At 60.0% G+C, this 17,936-nt stretch carries 11 protein-coding genes and 2 pseudogenes; 8 read left to right on the top strand and 5 right to left on the bottom strand.

Annotated elements, in window-relative coordinates; all coding sequences use genetic code 11:
* Window positions 1-24: 24 nt before the first annotated feature.
* The 3 genes and pseudogenes from ACSBQS_RS09270 to ACSBQS_RS09260 all read left to right on the top strand — a co-directional run.
* Window positions 25-1,544 (top strand): annotated as a pseudogene (locus ACSBQS_RS09270) (VENN motif pre-toxin domain-containing protein); the annotation flags it as partial.
* Between the two features lie 5 nt (window positions 1,545-1,549).
* On the top strand, window positions 1,550-1,930 hold the full coding sequence (locus tag ACSBQS_RS09265) for a CDI toxin immunity protein (protein WP_072055799.1): 381 nt from the start codon (window positions 1,550-1,552) through the stop codon (window positions 1,928-1,930).
* Window positions 1,931-3,047: 1,117 nt separating this feature from the next.
* Window positions 3,048-3,461, top strand: a pseudogene (locus ACSBQS_RS09260) (hypothetical protein); the annotation flags it as partial.
* A gap of 84 nt (window positions 3,462-3,545) precedes the next feature.
* Here the strand turns inward: ACSBQS_RS09260 and ACSBQS_RS09255 are convergent.
* Window positions 3,546-5,612 (bottom strand): carbon starvation CstA family protein, encoded by a 2,067-nt coding sequence (locus ACSBQS_RS09255; protein ID WP_197666422.1) that lies wholly within the window; start codon window positions 5,610-5,612, stop codon window positions 3,546-3,548.
* A gap of 384 nt (window positions 5,613-5,996) precedes the next feature.
* Here ACSBQS_RS09255 and ACSBQS_RS09250 point away from each other — a divergent pair, with 384 nt between their 5' ends.
* Window positions 5,997-7,160: a M20 aminoacylase family protein gene (locus ACSBQS_RS09250; RefSeq protein WP_108680855.1), complete on the top strand. Its 1,164-nt coding sequence runs from the start codon at window positions 5,997-5,999 to the stop codon at window positions 7,158-7,160.
* 30 nt (window positions 7,161-7,190) lie between these two features.
* A complete protein-coding gene (locus tag ACSBQS_RS09245; RefSeq protein ID WP_197666553.1) occupies window positions 7,191-8,501 on the top strand; it encodes an MFS transporter in 1,311 nt (436 codons plus the stop codon).
* Window positions 8,502-8,575: 74 nt separating this feature from the next.
* Here the strand turns inward: ACSBQS_RS09245 and ACSBQS_RS09240 are convergent, their stop codons facing one another.
* Together ACSBQS_RS09240 and gloA are read right to left on the bottom strand one after the other, a co-directional pair.
* On the bottom strand, window positions 8,576-10,510 hold the full coding sequence (locus tag ACSBQS_RS09240) for an exoribonuclease II (protein ID WP_116403582.1): 1,935 nt from the start codon (window positions 10,508-10,510) through the stop codon (window positions 8,576-8,578).
* A 186-nt stretch (window positions 10,511-10,696) separates the two neighbouring features.
* Window positions 10,697-11,224 carry a lactoylglutathione lyase gene (gene gloA, locus ACSBQS_RS09235; RefSeq protein WP_019452681.1) on the bottom strand — a complete coding sequence of 176 codons (528 nt, stop codon included), beginning with the start codon at window positions 11,222-11,224 and terminating at the stop codon, window positions 10,697-10,699.
* Window positions 11,225-11,323: 99 nt separating this feature from the next.
* Here gloA and ACSBQS_RS09230 point away from each other — a divergent pair, with 99 nt between their 5' ends.
* Entirely contained in the window at window positions 11,324-12,178 is an 855-nt protein-coding gene (locus tag ACSBQS_RS09230) for a LysR family transcriptional regulator (RefSeq protein WP_434990344.1), read from the top strand.
* A 15-nt stretch (window positions 12,179-12,193) separates the two neighbouring features.
* Here ACSBQS_RS09230 and ACSBQS_RS09225 read toward each other — a convergent pair whose 3' ends face one another.
* Complete coding sequence (locus ACSBQS_RS09225; RefSeq protein WP_193160187.1) at window positions 12,194-14,500, bottom strand: FdhF/YdeP family oxidoreductase; 2,307 nt, start codon at window positions 14,498-14,500, stop codon at window positions 12,194-12,196.
* 282 nt (window positions 14,501-14,782) lie between these two features.
* On the opposite strand from ACSBQS_RS09225, the gene dacD reads away from it, so the two are divergent.
* Together dacD and ACSBQS_RS09215 are read left to right on the top strand one after the other, a co-directional pair.
* Window positions 14,783-15,952: a serine-type D-Ala-D-Ala carboxypeptidase DacD gene (dacD, locus tag ACSBQS_RS09220; RefSeq protein WP_434990341.1), complete on the top strand. Its 1,170-nt coding sequence runs from the start codon at window positions 14,783-14,785 to the stop codon at window positions 15,950-15,952.
* Window positions 15,953-16,017: 65 nt separating this feature from the next.
* On the top strand, window positions 16,018-16,932 hold the full coding sequence (locus tag ACSBQS_RS09215) for a LysR family transcriptional regulator (RefSeq protein WP_434990339.1): 915 nt from the start codon (window positions 16,018-16,020) through the stop codon (window positions 16,930-16,932).
* Between the two features lie 41 nt (window positions 16,933-16,973).
* Here the strand turns inward: ACSBQS_RS09215 and ACSBQS_RS09210 are convergent, their stop codons facing one another.
* On the bottom strand, window positions 16,974-17,918 hold the full coding sequence (locus tag ACSBQS_RS09210; RefSeq protein ID WP_434990337.1) for a LysR family transcriptional regulator: 945 nt from the start codon (window positions 17,916-17,918) through the stop codon (window positions 16,974-16,976).
* Between the last annotated feature and the right edge of the window lie 18 nt (window positions 17,919-17,936).

The raw sequence follows: 17,936 nt of genomic DNA, 5'->3' as shown, positions 1-17,936 counted from the left end.
GATGCCGCTCAGCTGTTTCCGGGCAATACCGGGAAACAGCAGCAGGATGTGGCGCAGCTAAACCGGGATACCGAGCATGCCAACGACGGCAGCATCAGCCCGATATTCAACAAGGAGAAGGAGCAGAACCGGCTGAAGCAGGCGCAGTTGATTGGGGAGATTGGCGGCCAGGCGATGGACGTCATCCGCACGCAGGGTGAGATTGCCGGGCTGAAGGCGCAGAAAGACCCGGCGGCGCTGGCGCAGGCCAGGGAGCAGCTTGAGAAGAGCGGGAAACCGACGAACGATGCGGCGGTGATGAAGCAGGCGTACGACAACGCGATGCGGCAATACGGCACCGGCAGCGCGACCTGCAGAAGGCGGCGCAGGCGGTGACGGGCGCGTTGACGGCGCTGGCGGGCAATAACCTGGCGGGCGCGCTGGCGAGTGGTGCCTCGCCGTACCTGGCGACGGAAATCAAGAAACTGACCACCAATCCGCTGACCGGTGAAGTCGACGTTGCGGCCAATGCGATGGCGCATGCAGTGCTGGGCGCAGTGACTGCGCAGCTGAACAACCAGTCAGCTGCGGCAGGCGGGTTGGGCGCGGGCGGCGGTGAACTGGCGGCGCGCTACATTGCCGGGCAGCTGTTCCCGGGCAAAACGGCGCAGCAACTGAGCGAAAGCGAGAAGCAGCAGGTTAGCGCACTGAGCCAGCTGGCCGCAGGGCTTGCAGGCGGCCTGGCGACGGGGGATACTGCGGGAGCGGTGACCGGCGGTCAGGCTGGGAAGAATGCGGTTGAGAATAACTATCTGAGCAGCAAACAGATAGATAACTGGTCTGCTGAAATGAAGTCCTGCCAGGCCAGCTGCGGTGACTGCAGCGGCGTTATCAAGAAGTATGAGGAGCTGAGTACCGCCCAGCAGAAGCAGCTCATCAGCGACTGCGCCAGCAATCCGGAAAGCTGTCAGCAGAAATACGGTGACGTGCTGACCGACAGTCTGGCAGTGAAGCAGGCAATAGATCGTGCCCTGGGTGAAGATATCCCGATCAAGATGGTTTACGATCTGACGGCGACGTTTGCGCAGCAGATGCAGGCTGAAGGTGTTGTTGCCACTCAGAAAGTATCGGAAGCACTCCAGAAAGAGTACGGTCTGGATGAGGTTCAGGCGGGTATTGTAGCGAGCGCTGCTGCATCAGCGTTTGGGGGAATTAGTAAGGCTAAGGGAAGCACTCAGCCTAAAATCGAACAAATTCTTAAACCAGAGAAAAACTGGGAAAATGCTCGAAACAAGGCACTGGATCTTGTAGGTAATTTAGGTGCAAATTCTAAACCAGTTATTGGGCGTTTAGAAGTAAGTGCCGGGAACGGAAAGGTTATTGGACGACAATCTAGTGATGGCAAAGTGGGTTGGCGTGTTGATTATGATCCTGAAAAAGGTACGCATATCAATATATGGGATTACTCTCAGGGTAAAGGGCCAGGAAAAGCAGTGAAACAAGTCATACCTTTTGAAGGTAATGAGAAATCTTTTGAAACTATATTGAAGCAGCTAAACAGGTAGGGTAAATGACTTTGTTTGATGAGTGTCGAGAAGCACTAAGTGCTGATTTTAATATAATTGAGGGTAAGGCTCAGCAGGAAGTTATTGATATTTTAAATAAATATCCTTTTGCAAAAGGAAGTGTCACATGGTCAGAAATAAAATATTCAGATTATGAAAGTATTGACGCTCTATTGAGGTCCCATCACATAGAAAATGATGATGTGTTCGTTTTTGCTGATGATGCGAACATTCCTATTTTTAGAACAAGGTTAAGCTTGATTGCTGAAAATATTTACGACGTCATAGCCTTATCACCAAAGTTATTTATTTTTAATAACGAACTGATAATACAACCTTTATTCCCCACTGAAATGTTTCGCTTAGGAATAAAACCAGTAACCTGAAGCGCAAAATCCCGGCCATTGAGCCTAAGGCTGGCTAGTTAGCGTTTTTATGCAGGCGTTCGTGACATTTTCGGTCGATAAAAGTGAGATGCCCCATGTGGCTCATGCACCTCGACCGAGCCAGGGGCCGAAGGCGCGGCCCCTGGCAACCCGCGCCTTTGCCTTGTCAGACGGTTGGCTTTGCCAACGTTACTCAGCCCATCCCTGGGCCTCGCCCCTTCGGGGCCGCTGCAAGCAGCGTTCAAATCTGCTCCAGGCAGATTTGTCCTCCCTCCGCCATAGCACATTGAGGCCGGTTGCGACAGGCGTCCCTGCCTGTCTCACCTGAAACCGCCGTCCATGGCGGTTTCGCCTAATGCGCTATGCCTGCGTTCGGCGTCTTCAAGGGCGCCCAACACCGCGCTCATCTCCAACTTCTCTACCACAACCTCATAAGCGACAGATTTCCCGGTAGCAGCCAGCTCAGGTGTTGACCTTGGGCTCGCATCACCGGCTGCCGAGCAAGACGGCGTTGTCAGGGGCAACCGGCCAGGGAAGGCCGGTTGAGGCGAGACTAACAGGGACGTTTGTCGCAGCCGACCCGCCCGACAATGCAGACGCGGCGAGGGTATCCGCATAGCGGACAGACGGTGTTAGGCGAAGGCGCGGGTGGAGGGGCCGCGCCATCGGCCCCTCCAATTGCCGTTCATATTGGCCACAGAGAAATGCGGGACATTTACGGCAATTCCCCTGCACAGAACGCCCAGAGGCTGGATAAAAAAATGCCACTCAGGCTTAACTGATCGGCATTAGGCCATTGAGCCGGGATTTTTACGTCAAGGGTCAGTTCCTGCCGCACTTCAGGCAGTCATAGCGGGGTGGGGGCAGTCCAGTCTGTTAAACCCGTGGCGATTCATCAGTTGTAACGGGGACAAGGGTAAACCTGACGTGTACTGACCGCCTCGGTGGAGGCGAAAAACGCCGCCGCCGGTTTGTCCCCAGCTCACAACGGTGCAGTGCAGGGTGCCACCAACACGATGGGCATCAGCGCCTCCTACGGCAGTCAGTCGTCGAAGAACGAAACCCGCACCGCCAGCCGCCAGTCGCAAGGCAGCACGCTCACCGCCGGACAAAACCTGTCGATAACGCCAACGATGGCAGCATCAGCCCGATATTCAACAAGGAGAAGGAGCAGAACCGGCTGAAGCAGGCGCAGTTGATTGGGGAGATTGGCGGCCAGGCGATGGACGTCATCCGCACGCAGGGTGAGATTGCCGGGCTGAAGGCGCAGAAAGACCCGGCGGCGCTGGCGCAGGCCAGGGAGCAGCTTGAGAAGAGCGGGAAACCGACGAACGATGCGGCGGTGATGAAGCAGGCGTACGACAACGCGATGCGGCAATACGGCACCGGCAGCGACCTGCAGAAGGCGGCGCAGGCGGTGACGGGCGCGTTGACGGCGCTGGCGGGCAATAACCTGGCAGGTGCGCTGGCGAGTGGTGCCTCGCCGTACCTGGCGACGGAAATTAAAAAGTGGGTCGGTGAAGACAATATTCTCGGGGGCGACATCTTCAAACAAATAACGGCTGGCCTCTGAACAGTACGCTGAGAGGCCGGCCGTTTCTCCTAACGGCGAGACTCAGCCGCGGCCGGTCTCCTCACGCAGCGCGGCGCCGACCTCGTGCGCCGTCGGCTGTTCGGCGCGCAGCGCTCGGCGGATCGCGAAGAAGGCGGCGATCAGCATGGTCACCGCCACCAGCATAAAGAACCCGCACAGCGCGGCGTTGATCTGGTTGCTGAACACGATGGTTTCCATGTCTTTCAACGATTTGGCCGGCGCAATGATCGTGCCTTGCTCGATGCCGGTGGAGAACTTCTTCGCCTGCGCCAGGAAGCCGATGCTCGGTTTTTCGTGGAAGATCTTCTGCCAGCCGGCGGTCATGGAGGTCACGAACAGCCAGGCGGTCGGCAGAATAGTCACCCAGGCGTAGCGCTGTTTTTTCATCTTGAACAGCACCACGGTGCCGAGGATCAGCGCCATCGACGCCAGCATCTGGTTGCCGATACCGAACAGCGGCCACAGGGTATTGATGCCGCCGAGCGGATCGACCACGCCCTGATACACGAAGAAACCCCAACCGGCCACCGCCACCGTGGTGCCCGCCAGGTTGCCGAACCAGGAGCGGTTGTTGGCCAACTGCGGTACCGCCACGCCCACCAAATCCTGCACCATAAAGCGGCAGGCGCGGGTGCCGGCGTCGACGGCGGTCAGGATGAACAGCGCTTCGAACAGAATGGCGAAGTGGTACCAGAAGGCCATCATCGCCCGGCTGTTGAACACCTCGCTGATGATGTGCGCCATGCCCACGGCGAAGGTCGGGGCGCCGCCAGCGCGCGACAGGATGGCGTTCTCGCCCACCTCTTTGGCGATCAGCGCCAGCGTCTCCGGCGTGACGATAAAGCCCCAGCTGTTAATCACCTGCGAAGCATTTTCCACCGTGGTGCCGATCAGCGCCGCCGGCGAGTTCATGGCGAAGTAGACGCCCGGATCCAGCACCGAGGCGCAGATCAGCGCCATGATGGCGACGAAAGACTCCATCAGCATGGCGCCGTAACCGATAAAGCGGATGTGGCTTTCGCGCTCCACCAGCTTCGGCGTGGTGCCGCTGGAGACCAGCGCGTGGAAGCCGGAAATGGCGCCGCAGGCGATGGTGATGAACAGGAACGGGAACAGGGCGCCGGCGAACACCGGGCCGCTGCCGTCGATAAAGCGCGAGACCGCCGGCATTTTCATCTCCGGCATGGCGAAGACGATGCCGATGGCCAGGCCGATGATGACGCCGATTTTCATAAAGGTGGAAAGGTAATCGCGCGGCGCCAGCAGCAGCCACACCGGCAGCACCGAGGCGACGAAGCCGTAGATCACCAGCACCCAGGTCAGGGTGGTGCCGTGCAGCGTGAAGAACGGCCCCCAATAGGGATCTTGCGCCACGTTGCCGCCGTAAACGATCGCCAGCAGCATCAGCACGAAGCCAATCACCGAAATTTCAGCGATCTTGCCCGGCCGGATAAAGCGCATGTAGATGCCCATGAACAGGGCGATCGGGATGGTGGCGGCGATAGTGAACAGCCCCCACGGGCTGTCGGCCAACGCTTTCACCACCACCAACGCCAGCGCCGACAGGATGATGATCATCACCCCCAGCGCGCCGAGCATGGTGATCACCCCGGCGAACGCGCCCAGCTCTTGCTTGGCCATTTCCCCCAGCGAACGTCCGTCGCGGCGCGTGGAGATGAACAGCACCAGAAAATCCTGCACCGCGCCGGCCAACATAACGCCGACCAGGATCCAGATGGTTCCCGGCAGGAAGCCCATCTGCGCGGCCAGGATCGGCCCCACCAGCGGCCCGGCGCCGGCGATGGCGGCGAAGTGGTGGCCGAACAGCACCCATTTGTTGGTGGGCACGTAGTCCAGGCCGTCGTTGTGGCGTTCGGCCGGGGTCAGACGGCGGTCATCCAGTTCAAAGACCTTGTCGGCGATGAACCGGCTGTAGAAGCGGTAGGCGATGCTGTAGCAAGCGACGGCGGCGACCACCAGCCAGACGGCGTTGATGTGCTCGCCGCGGCTGAGCGCCAGCATGGCGAAGGCGAAGGCGCCGACCAACGCCACCAGCAGCCAGATAAGTCCGGACCTGATGTTTCTCATGAAATAACTCCTTGGCGTGCAGAGGTAAAATCGACGTTGTTATTAGGAATGACGTTTTAACAGTAGAAGTTTTGCCGCCGAACCGTGGCAGGTCGGATGAGAAATGTGAAGCAGGTGGGGTTTTAGTGTAAAAACAACGTGATGAAACACCGCTGGCGCAGGCTGCGGCCCATGCGCTTCCCGGCAGAAGTTCATTCTGCACTTTCACTTCGCATACAGCGAATCATCGCCGTTTTTTATCTGAGCACGGCGTCTGGCGGCCTATTATTTTATCTGGCGAGGCGCGCCGAAATAAAATTACTCATGCCGTGTTATACCTTTATTTCAATTCGCACTTTTATTCATTCATTAAATAAATAATAAAGCTACGAAAGGAATTTAATTATGATAAATAAAGTCATTGAAGGGTATTTACCGCAGCTTACGGCCATCCGGCATGATATTCACCAGCATCCCGAGTTGGGTTTTGAAGAATTTCGCACCAGCGATCTGGTGGCGGATTATCTAAGCTCGTGGGGCTATGAGGTACACCGCGGATTGGCGGGCACCGGCGTGGTGGGGACGCTGCGGGTGGGCGACGGCGTTAAACGCCTCGGACTGCGCGCCGATATGGACGCCTTGCCGATCGAGGAAAACAACGGCAAACCCTGGAGCAGCAGCGTGGCCAACCGCATGCACGCCTGCGGCCATGACGGCCATACCACCATGCTGCTCGGCGCCGCGCGTTACCTGGCGCAAACGCGCAATTTCAACGGCACGCTGCACCTGATTTTCCAACCGGCGGAAGAGATGCTGAACGGCGGCGCGCGCATGGTCGAACAGGGGCTGTTCGAGCGCTTCCCCTGCGACGCCATCTTCGCCATGCACAACATGCCGGGGATGCCGCTCGGCGAGTTCTTCTTCCAGCACGGCCCGTTTATGGCCTCGATGGATCAGTTCAACGTGCGGGTGCAGGGGCGCGGCGGCCACGGTGCCATTCCGCAACTGACGGTCGATCCGGTGGTGGTGGCTTCGCATATCACCGTCGCGCTGCAGAGCATCGTTTCGCGCAATATCGATCCGCTGGAAGCGGCGGTGATCACCGTTGGCAGCATCAAGGCCGGCGAGGCGGCCAACGTGATCCCGGACAGCGCGGAGATGAAGCTCAGCGTACGCTCGCTGGATCGCCAGGCGCGCGCTACGCTGCTGGCGCGCATTCCGGCGCTGATCGAAGCGCAGGCGGCAAGCTTCGGCGCCCACGCGACGGTGGAACACGTTAACGGCACGCCGGTGTTGGTCAACGACGAAGCGATGACCCGTTTCGCCCATCGCGTGGCGCAGCAGCAGTTCGGCGCCGCCCGCGCACACTACGGCGCCAGGCCGCTGATGGGCAGCGAAGACTTCGCCTTTATGCTTGATGCGCATCCGCAAGGCTGCTACCTAATCATCGGCAACGGCGACGGCGAAGGGAGCTGCATGGTGCATAACCCGGGATATGACTTTAACGATGGGTGTCTGGCGGCCGGCAGCCAGTATTGGGGAGCGTTGGCGGAAGCGTATTTAAAATAAATTCGAAGAATAATAACAGGGAAGATAATGATGAGTGAAAATACGGCGGCGACGCAACCAACAATAAACGCGCCTGCGAGGGTAGGCGGCAAGAAAGTGATATTTGCCGCCTCCTTCGGCAATGCGCTGGAGTTTTTCGATTTCGGTATCTATAACTTCTTCGTTATTTATATCAGCGTATTGTTTTTTCCCCCCTCGAGCGATCCCAATTTGGCGTTGCTGTTGGCGTTCGCCACGTTTGGCGTCAGTTTTTTCATGCGGCCGCTGGGCGGCATTCTGATCGGCGCCTATGCCGATCGCCATGGCCGCAAGCCGGCGATGATCCTGACGATTTCACTGATGAGCCTCGGCACGGCGATGATCGGCTTTGCGCCGACCTACGCCAGCGCCGGTTATTGGGGAACCGTCACGCTGGTGGCGGCGCGTTTGATCCAGGGCGTGGCGGCGGGCGGCGAGGTGGGCGCATCGATGTCGTTGCTGGTGGAGTCGGCGCCAGCTAACCGGCGAGGCTTCTATTCCAGCTGGTCGCTGGCGACACAGGGCATCGCCACCGTGGTCGGCGGCGTCACCGCGCTGGCGCTCAGCACGGCGTTGCCGGCGATCTCCGGCGAGCCGAATGCCATGGCCGAGTGGGGATGGCGCATTCCGTTCTTTATCGGTGTGGCGCTGGCGCCGCTCGGTTGCTGGCTGCGTCTCGGATTGGAAAGCGACCGGCCGCCGGTGTCGCGGGCCCATGAACCGCCGGCGCAGCTGCGACGGCACTCGCGGGCGGTGGTGCTCGGCGTGATGCTGACCATTGGCGCCACCGTCGCCACTTACATCTCGATGTATTATCTCGGCACTTACGCGGTGAAATACTTAGGCATGCCGCAGGCCTACGGCTATGCCGCGATGCTGCTGGCGGGGCTGGTGACCTTCGGCGGCAGCCTGTTGGTTGGGCACTGGTGCGATCGCTATGGCCGCTTGCCACTGATCCGAGGCTCGCGCATCGCTATCTTGATCGTGGCCTTGCCGGCGTTTTGGTGGCTGAGCGCCGCGCCGCATCCGGCGGTGCTGCTGCTGATTGTCGCGATATTGGTCGGATTGACCACGCTCGGCTCGGTGCCGACCATGCTGATGATTTCGGAGCTGTTTCCGCAGCGCATTCGCGCATTGGGGTTTGCGTTGGTCTACAGCCTCGGCGTGGCGATTTTCGGCGGCTTCGCCCAATATATTGCCTCGCAGTCGATCGCGTTGAGCGGCTCGCTGCTGGCGCCTGCCGTCTACCTGATGCTGGCGACGCTGGCTTCGTTGGCGGTGCTGCCATTGCTGCGTGAAACCGGCGGCGATCCATTGCGTTAGCGAGTGCGGGCGAAAAAAAACGCCGGCGGTTCTCACCGCCGGCGCTTTGCGTCGCGACCGTTTCAGGCTGGCGTTCAGGCCACCGGACGGGCGATCACGCTGCGGGTTTCCATGCGCACTTCGGCGATGGTGACCTGCAAGGTATCGCTTTGGCGGTAAACCACTTCACCTTTGATCTGCACGGTGCCGGTTTCCTGGCTGCACTGCATTTCGTCACGCACTGCGTGAATGAACGGCGCCGGGATGAAGGCAACCGCGCCGTTGTCCAGCAGGCGCACACGCAGGCCGCCACGGGTTACGTCGATAATCTCGGCGTTGAAGCGGGTATCGGTGCCGGCCTTGTCCTGCAGGAAGCGGGCGTACAGCCAGTCGCCGACGTCGCGTTCCGCCATGCGGTTCAGGCGGCGGCGCTCCGCCAGCTGCACCGTCACGTCATCCTGCGGTTTTTCCGCCGACTGCTGGTTGATGATCGCCTTCAGCAGGCGGTGGTTGACCATATCGCCGTATTTACGGATCGGCGATGTCCAGGTGGCGTAAGCCTCCAGACCCAGACCGAAGTGTGGCCCCGGCGTAGTGCTGATCTCGGCGAAGGTCTGGAAGCGGCGGATGCGGCTGTCGAGGAACTGGGTCGGCTGCGCGTCCAGGTGGCGGCGCAATTCGCAGAAACCGTCGAGGGTCAGCAGCTTCTCGGCTTCGGCTTCGACGCCGTTGGCCTGCAGTACGGTGACCGCTTGCTCAACCAGCGCAGGATCGAAACCGGTGTGCACGTTGTACACGCCGAAGCCCAGGCGATCGCGCAGCACGATGGCGGCGCAGACGTTGGCGGCGATCATGCATTCTTCAACAATACGGTTGGCGCTGCGGCGCTGCTCGGTAACGATCTCCAGCACGTCGCCTTTTTCACCCAGCACGAAGCGGTAGTCCGGGCGATCTTTGAATACCAGCGCATGCTGGTGGCGCCAGGCGTTGCGCGCGTCGCAAACGCGTTTCAGCAGGGTGATCTGTTGCGCGATGGCGTCGCTCGGCGGTTGCCAGCCGGCAATGCCGTCCAGCCAGTCGGAGACTTCGTCGTACACCAGTTTGGCTTTGGATTCGATCTCGGCGGCGAAGAACTGAATATCTTCGCCCAGCGCGCCGTCGGCGGCGATGGTCACGCGGCAAGCCAGCACCTGACGGCGCTCGTTAGGGCGCAGCGAGCACAGGTTGTCCGACAGATCGCGCGGCAGCATCGGGATGTTGAAGCCCGGCAGATAGTTGGTGAAGGCGCGCACGCGGGCGATGTCGTCCAGCTTGCTGCCTTGTTCTACGTAGGCAGTAGGATCGGCGATGGCGATGGTCAACTGCAGCGAACCGTCACCGTTGTCGGTCACGTACAGCGCATCGTCCATGTCTTCGGTGCTGGCGCTGTCGATGGTGACGAATTCGAGCGCGGTCAGATCTTCACGCACCAGCGCAGCGTCCGGCTCGCTGAGGGCCTGCATCTCCGGCGCCTCTTTTTCCAGGTTGTGACGCGCCAGCGTCACCCACCACGGGGCGAAATGGTCTTCACCGTCGGTGATAAACTGGGTCAGGTCGGCGTTGAAGCCGCGATCGCCTTTCAGCGGATGGCGGCGCATTTCCGCCACCGCCCAGTCGCCGGCCTGGAAGTTGTGGGTCAGTTCACGCACCGGGCGGCACGGAATCGCGTCTTTCAGCAACGGATGATCGGGCACGATGGACAGACGATCGTCGCGCTTTTGCACGCGGCCGACAAAGCGTGACAGGAACGGCTCGACCAGGGTTTCCGGCTCGGCGATTTCGCGCTCTTTCTCGGTGTGCAGGGTGGCGATAATGCGATCCCCGTGCATGACTTTCTTCATGTACGGCGGCGGAATGAAGTAGCTTTTTTGACCGTCTACTTCAAGAAAGCCAAAGCCTTTCTCAGTCCCTTTCACTACGCCTTCAACGCGCGGGGTCTGAGAGTGAAGTTGCTGTTTTAGCTGCGCCAGCAGCGGGTTATCTTGAAACATATCGTCCAGTGAATGGGTTGTGAGTGGCAAGATTTGCGGCTGACAGTTTTACGCGAATCACCCGCTGCGAGCAAGCCTAACGTCACGGAACCCCGCGTTGCCGCGCGATTTTGCGCAAGATTGGTCAATCGAAGGGCGAACGATGAAAAACCCCGGCGCGCAGGCCGGGGTGAAGGAAGGGGGCAATCAGTCCTGCAGCGGCGTCGGCTGCAGGATTTCAATCCAGTAATCGTCCGGATCGCGAATGAACGCGACGTAGTTCATGCGGCCTTCATGCAGGCGTTTCTGGAAGGTGACGCCCAGGCGCTCAAAACGCTCGCAGGCGGCGCGCACGTCCGGCACCGTGACGCACAGGTGGCCAAAGCCGCGCGGCTCGCCGTTGCCGTTGTGGTAATGGAAATCCGCCTGATTTTCGGTGCCGTGGTTATGGGTCAGCTCGAGAATGCCCGGTTGGCTCAGCGCCCAGCGTTTGCGTTCGTCGTCATCCTGCGGGATCTGCTCTCGCGGGCTGCGCGTCAGGTAGCAGATGGTGAAGGCGGCCTCTTTGAATTCTTCCAGATAGACCGGGGTAAAACCCAGTACGCGAGTGTAGAAATCCAGCGCTTTGGTCAGGTCTTTCACGCGGATCATGGTGTGGTTGAACACGTAACCGTCGGTTACCGCGTCCGGTTGGGCCGCCACGCCGGGCAGCGTCAGTAAATCATTCAGTGGCATCAGTGATCCTCCTCAGGGTGTCGACAGACTGTAGGTGAAATCGATGCTAATCTAAAGTAATTGTTTCTAACTAAAACGCTAACTAAAAGTGAATGATAGATGAAGCTGAGCCAGTTGAAGTTTTTCTGCACCGTGGTGGAACACAAAACCATCGCCGCAGCCGCCCGCGAGCTGCACTGCGTGCCTTCCAACGTCACGCTGCGGCTGCGCGAACTAGAGGAGTCGCTGGGCGGCGAGCTGTTTTTCCGTGACAAGAACCGGCTGTACGTCAATCCCAAAGGCCGGCTGTTCTACCAACAGGCGCGCGACATCGTGGCGCAGGCGGAGCGCAGCAAGCAGCTGTTCGCCGGCGAGCAACAGCATGGGCTGCTGAACCTCGGGGCGCTGGATTTTTCGCTGGTCAGTCACTTGCCGGCGCGCATCGCCCGGCTGCGCCGTTTACAGCCCCATTTGCAGATCAACGTGCTCAGCCGCGATTCATTGGTGCTGGAACGCATGTTGATCGACAGCGATCTCGATCTGGCGATCACCGACGGCCCGATTGAGCATCCGCTGCTGGCCAGCCAAAAGGCGTTTGACGAACGGCTGGTGCTGCTGATGCCGGCGGATGTCGGGCAACCCGACGCCGCCACGCTGGCGCCGCTGGAGTTTTACACGTTCAGCCGCGAGTGCTCGTTCCGGCTGAAGGTCGATCACTGGCTGGCCTCGCGCGGGCTGAAACCGCGCATGACGCTGGAAATGGAATCTTATGCCGCGATGGCAGCCTGCGTGAAGGATGGTTGCGGCGTCGCCTGCGTGCCCGGCTCGTTGCTGCCGCTGATTTTGCCGGCGCCGGGGCTGAAGGTGGTGGAAATGGGCGAGGAGGGCGTGAGCGATCTCTATTTCGTCTGGCGGCGGCATCAGCTGTCCGAGGAATTGCAGACTATCCTGGAAATATTGGCGCGCCCGGCGTGAACCGGGCGCGCGTTTTCAGGCGATGCGCAGCGACGGTTGCTGCTCGCTGCGGCGAATCGCCACCGGGATCGACTTCGACGTCGGAGTGCCGGTGCCGTCGCCGAAGCTGGCCAGCGGCACCAGCGGGTTGGTTTCCGGGTAGTAGGCCGCCAGGTTGCCACGCGGAATGTCGTAACTCACCAGCTTGAATCCATCCACCTTACGCACCACGCCGTCGTTCCACAGGGTTTCTATCTCTACCCGTTCGCCATCCTGCAGGCCCAGCGCCGCCAGATCTTCCGGATGGATGAACAGCACTTCGCGCTGACCGTAAACGCCGCGGTAGCGGTCATCCAGACCATAGATGGTGGTGTTGTACTGATCGTGCGAGCGCAGCGTCTGCAGGGTAAACGGCGCTTGCACGTCGCCCAGTTGCGGGAACAGGGTCGCCGGCAGCGCGGCGGCGCTGAATTCCGCCTTGCCGCTCGGCGTGGCAAAGCGCAGTTCGGCGGCGGCATTGCCCAGGTAGAATCCGCCGGGCTGCTCGCAGCGACGGTTGAAATCCTCAAAGCCGGGAATGGTGGCGGCGATATGATCGCGGATCAGCGAGTAGTCGTCGGCCAATTCCAGCCAGTCCAGCTGTTGCGTACCCAGCACGGCGTCGGCGATGCCGCAGACGATCGCCGTCTCCGAACGTTGAGTGTCCGCCAGCGGTTTGCCGATGCCTTCCGAGGCGTGCACCATGCTGAACGAGTCCTCGACCGTGATGTACTGTGAGCCGCTGGCCTGCATGTCCAGTTCGGTGCGGCCGAGCGTCGGCAGGATCAGCGCGTCTTTGCCGGTCACCAGGTGGCTGCGGTTAAGCTTGGTGCTGATATGCACCGTCAAATCGCAGTTGCGCAGGGCGCGGGCGGTGCGCTCGGTGTCCGGCGCCGCGGCGGCCAGATTGCCGCCCAGCGCGATCAGCACTTTCACTTCGCCGCGCAACATCGCTTCGATCGCTTCCACCGTGTTGTGGCCCACCGCGCGATTGGCGGTGAAGTTAAAGTGGTGTTCCAGGCTGTCGAGCAGCGCCTTGGGCGACTTCTCGTCAATCCCCATGGTGCGGTTGCCCTGGACGTTGCTGTGGCCGCGCACCGGACACAGACCGGCGCCCGGTTTGCCCAGTTGCCCGAACAGCAGTTGCAGGTTGGTGATTTCACGCACCGTCGCAATCGAGTGCTTATGCTGAGTCACGCCCATCGCCCAGGTGCAGATCACCCGCTCGGCGCCCTGGTAAGTGGCCGCCGCCTGGCGCAATTGCGCTTCGCTCAGGCCCGATTGTGCGGTAATGGCCCGCCACTCGGTCGCATCCACTTGCGCCAGGTATGCCTCCACGCCGACGCTGTGCCGTTCGATAAACGCCAGGTCGAACAGGGGGGGCTCACCGGCGGCCAGCCGCTGGCGGTGGGTTTCCAGCAGCGCTTTCACCATGCCGCGCACCGCCGCCATATCGCCGCCCAGATTCGGTTGGTAATAGGAGGAGCTGATCGGCGAGGATTTGGGCGTCAGCATCTGCACCGGATCCTGCGGATCGGCGAATCTTTCCAGCCCGCGCTCGCGCAGGGTGTTGAAACTGACGATGCGCGCGCCGCGTCGGGCGGCGTTTTTCAGGCTGTGCAGCATGCGCGGGTGGTTGGTGCCGGGGTTTTGACCGAACACGAAGATGGCGTCGGCTTTTTCGAAGTCATCGATGCGGATGGTGCCTTTGCCGACGCCGATGCTTTGCTTCAGCCCGACGCCGCTCGCCTCGTGACACATGTTGGAGCAGTCGGGGAAATTGCTGGTGCCGAGCATGCGGCCGAACAGTTGATAAAGGTACGACGCTTCGTTGCTGGCGCGGCCCGAGGTATACAGCTCGATTTGGTTCGGGTTGTCCATTGCGTTGATGTGCCTGGCGATCAGCGCCAGCGCGTCCGGCCAATGAATAGGCTCATAGTGGTCGGTTTCGGCGTTGTAGCGCATCGGATGCGTGAGGCGCCCCTGATATTCGAGGAAATAGTCGCTCTGCTGCTGCAGGGTGCTGACGCTGTGCGCGGCGAAGAACTCAGGCTCGACGGCGCTGCGCGTCGCTTCCCAACTGACCGCCTTGGCGCCGTTTTCACAGAAGCTGAAGGTGCTGTGGTTGTCGTCGCCCCAGGCGCAACCGGGGCAGTCGAAGCCGCGCGCCTTGTTGACGCGCATCAGGTTGCGCATGTTTTTTAGGGTTTGTTTACTGTCGAGGACAAAGCGGGTGGTGGCTTCAAGCGAACCCCAGCCGCCCGCTGGGCCGGTATAAGGCTTGATTGACGGTTTGAATTTCATGGTGACACTTCGCAGGTGGTTGTAGCTAAAAAGTAAACGCTTTTTTATGCGTCTTGCGTATTTATGTCACAAGTTTAGGGGCGCGGCAGGCAGGCGTCTAATCGAATGGGGCAATGGCGGCATAGAGCATATCTATCGCAGGCGGACGCTGACCTAAACAAATGGTTGCATAAAGACACCCGCTGCAAAAGAGTAATGGTTTCGCCTGAAAGTGAATTCATGCAGTCTATCTTGCGGATTATATTGGCATTTTATTTAGCCTGCGGGCCTGAGGAACACAGCGTGAAGCGTTCAGTATCAGTGGTGATCGGCGGTATCTTACTGCCTTTAGCAGCGCAGGCGGCGGAAACGACGCCCAATTTTCCCACCATGACCCCACCGGCGATAGACGCCGCCTCTTACGTATTGATGGATTACACCACCGGCCAGGTGCTGGCTGCCGGCAATGCCGACGAGCGGCGCAATCCGGCCAGCCTGACCAAACTGATGACCGGTTTGGTGATCGACCATGCGCTCGATGAGCATAAGATTGGCCTCGACGATGTCGTCACCGTGGGGAAAGACGCCTGGGCGCAGGGCAACCCGGTGTTCAAAGGATCTTCGTTGATGTTCCTGAAGCCAGGTGACAGGGTCACGGTGCGCGATCTCAGCCGCGGTATCATCATCGATTCCGGCAACGACGCCTGCGTGGCGATGGCGGACTATGTGGCGGGCAGCCAGGCCAACTTCGTCAAGCTGATGAACGAGAAGAGCGCGCAGCTGGGCCTGCAGAACACCCATTTCGAAACGGTACACGGGCTGGATGCGCCGGGGCAGTTCACCACCGCCGGCGATCTGGCGGTGATTGCCCGTGCCATCATCATGAGTGAACCGGCGGAATACCATATGTACAGCGAGAAGTCTCTGACCTGGAATGGCATCACGCAGCAGAATCGCAATGGCCTGCTGTGGGATAAGACGCTGCACGTCGATGGGTTGAAAACCGGGCATACCGCCTCGGCCGGCTTCAACATCATTGCCTCCGCCACCGAAGGGGATCGCCGCCTGATCGCCGTGGTGATGGGCGGCAAAAGCTCGAAAGGGCGTGAGGAGCAGGCGCGTAAGCTGTTGACTTGGGGGCTGCGCGACTTTACTACCGTACACTTGTTCAGCGCCGGCCAAAGCCTGGGGGAAGAGCCAGTCTGGTACGGCGAGAATCACCGGTTATCGGTCGGCAGTGCGCAAGAGCAGTCGCTCAGCCTGCCAAAAAACGAAGCGGACAAGCTGAAGGCGCAGTATGTACTCAACGTCGCGCGGCTGGAAGCGCCGGTGAATAAAGGACAAACCGTTGGTGAGATCCGCATCAGCGACAATGGTCAGGTGGTGAAAACCCTGCCGCTGGTGGCGCTGCAGGCGGTGCCGCAGGGCGGCGCATTCTCGCGCCTGATGGATTACGTGAAGCTCAAACTCTGACTCACCGGGCGGGCGGCGGCGCCCGGTGGTATACTGAGCGCGAATGCCGATCATTGAGCCGCGCTATGGATATTAAACAACTGATTTATTTGTGTAATTTAGAACGGGAACGCCACTTCGGCCGGGCGGCGGAGGCCAGCTTCGTTAGCCAGCCGACGCTGTCCATGCGATTGAAAAACCTGGAAAAAGAGCTGGGCGTTTCGCTGATTAACCGCGGCAACCATTTCGGGGGTTTTACCGCCGAAGGCGAGCGGGTGTTGGCGTGGGCGCGTGAGATCGTCTCGGTTTACCAGGGGCTGAAGCTGGAGGTGGAGTCGCTCAAACACGGCTTGCACGGCACGTTGCGTCTTGGCGTGGTGCCGCAGTGCAGTATCTCGGTATCGGAAATGCTCAAGGCGGTCAGCGAGCGTTACCCGCATCTCGATTACCGGCTGGCGGTGCTGAGCGCCGATCAGCTGCTGGAGGCGCTGACGGCGCATACCGTCGACATCGGCATCGGCTTTTTCGAGCTGTCGACGTTGAAGGAGCTGCATTTCCAATCGCAGCCGCTGGTGGAAACCGGCGTCGAGCTGGTGTTTCATCCGCAGCATTTCCCGAAGCTGGTGGGCGATACGCCGATGCCGCTGGAAGCGGTGGCCGCCTTGCCGCTGTGTCTGGCCGAGCCGACGCGTTATTTCCGCCGCTATCTCGATCAGCATTTCCGAGACGCCGGGTTGACGCTGCACACACGGCTTGAGACCGCGTCGATCTTCCAACTGCTGGAGGGGATTTTCGTCGGGTTGGGCTGCGGACTGTTCCCGCGCGGCCAGCTGCAATCCCCGCTGATGCCGGAACTGCAGCGGCGGCCGGTGGCCATCGCCGCCATGCCGCGTCATGCGGCGGTGGTGGTCGATATGGCGGAGCGCGCCACGCCGTTGGCGCAAAAATTCTTCGATGCCGCCAGCGAGTGGTTGCGGCGGAAAAATGATAATAATGACTGATAACTGAGGCGCTTTTTGATCACGGTCCCGAGGGTGAGGGATCATCGCGTATTTTCCGCCCCTTGTGTCTGCTCGTGGTCGTCAATGAGTGCGCCAATTTGACGGCGCAGCCATATTTGAGCGGGATCGCCGTGAGTGCGTTCGTGCCAGACCATTGATAGCGAGAATGGCGCGATCGCTAATGGCAATGCCATGAGTTCGAGAGGAAGGGATTGCGACATGAACAAAGCCAGCCGTTTGGGTAGGGAAAGCACAAGGTCACTTTGCGCCACAATCATAGGGGCGACCAAGAAGTGCGGAAGACGCACCGCTATGCGCCGGCGTTGTCCTTGGCCGGCAAGGGCAGAGTCCACAGGGGTGCTGCCCCGATCGTCGATGTTGATGGCAACATGTGATGACGCGACAAATTTCTCCAGGGTCAATCGGGAAGACAGAAGCGGATGGCCGCGCCGAACCACGCAGACGAACTCATCATCGTAGAGTTTTCGTAAGTAAAACCCCGCAGGCAACTGTTCGCCATCAAACATGCCCAGTGCGATATCCGCATCTCCGCGCGCGACGGCGTTTACGTTATCACCATCAGGTACGGGGATCCTCATTGTTACCCCGGGAGCCTGTCGTTCTATTTTTGCCGTCAGTTTTGGCAATATCATCGAGGCGAGATGATCGATGCACGCGATGGTGAAATGGTGTTGCGCAGTCGAGGGTTCGAATTGCATCGGCGCCACAATGCTGCGGGCATCTTCCAACATGCGTTCCACGAGCGGCTCCAGCGTCAGCATTCTGGGTGTGGGGTCGACCCCAGCCGAGGTGCGCACGACCACTTTATCATTGAACAAGACACGCAGACGCCCCAACGCGCGGCTGGCCGCAGGCTGGCTTAGACCGAGCCTGGCACCTGCCCGCGTGACGCTGCGTTCGCGCAGCAGTGCACCGAGGAATTTCAACAAATTCAGGTCAATCGCATTAACATCCGTTTTTTGCATATCAAAAATCCGCCTCAT

The organism is Serratia sp. H402Y (assembly GCF_051172415.1).
Lineage (GTDB): Bacteria > Pseudomonadota > Gammaproteobacteria > Enterobacterales > Enterobacteriaceae > Serratia > Serratia ureilytica.
This window is presented reverse-complemented; position numbering and strand designations above follow the sequence as displayed.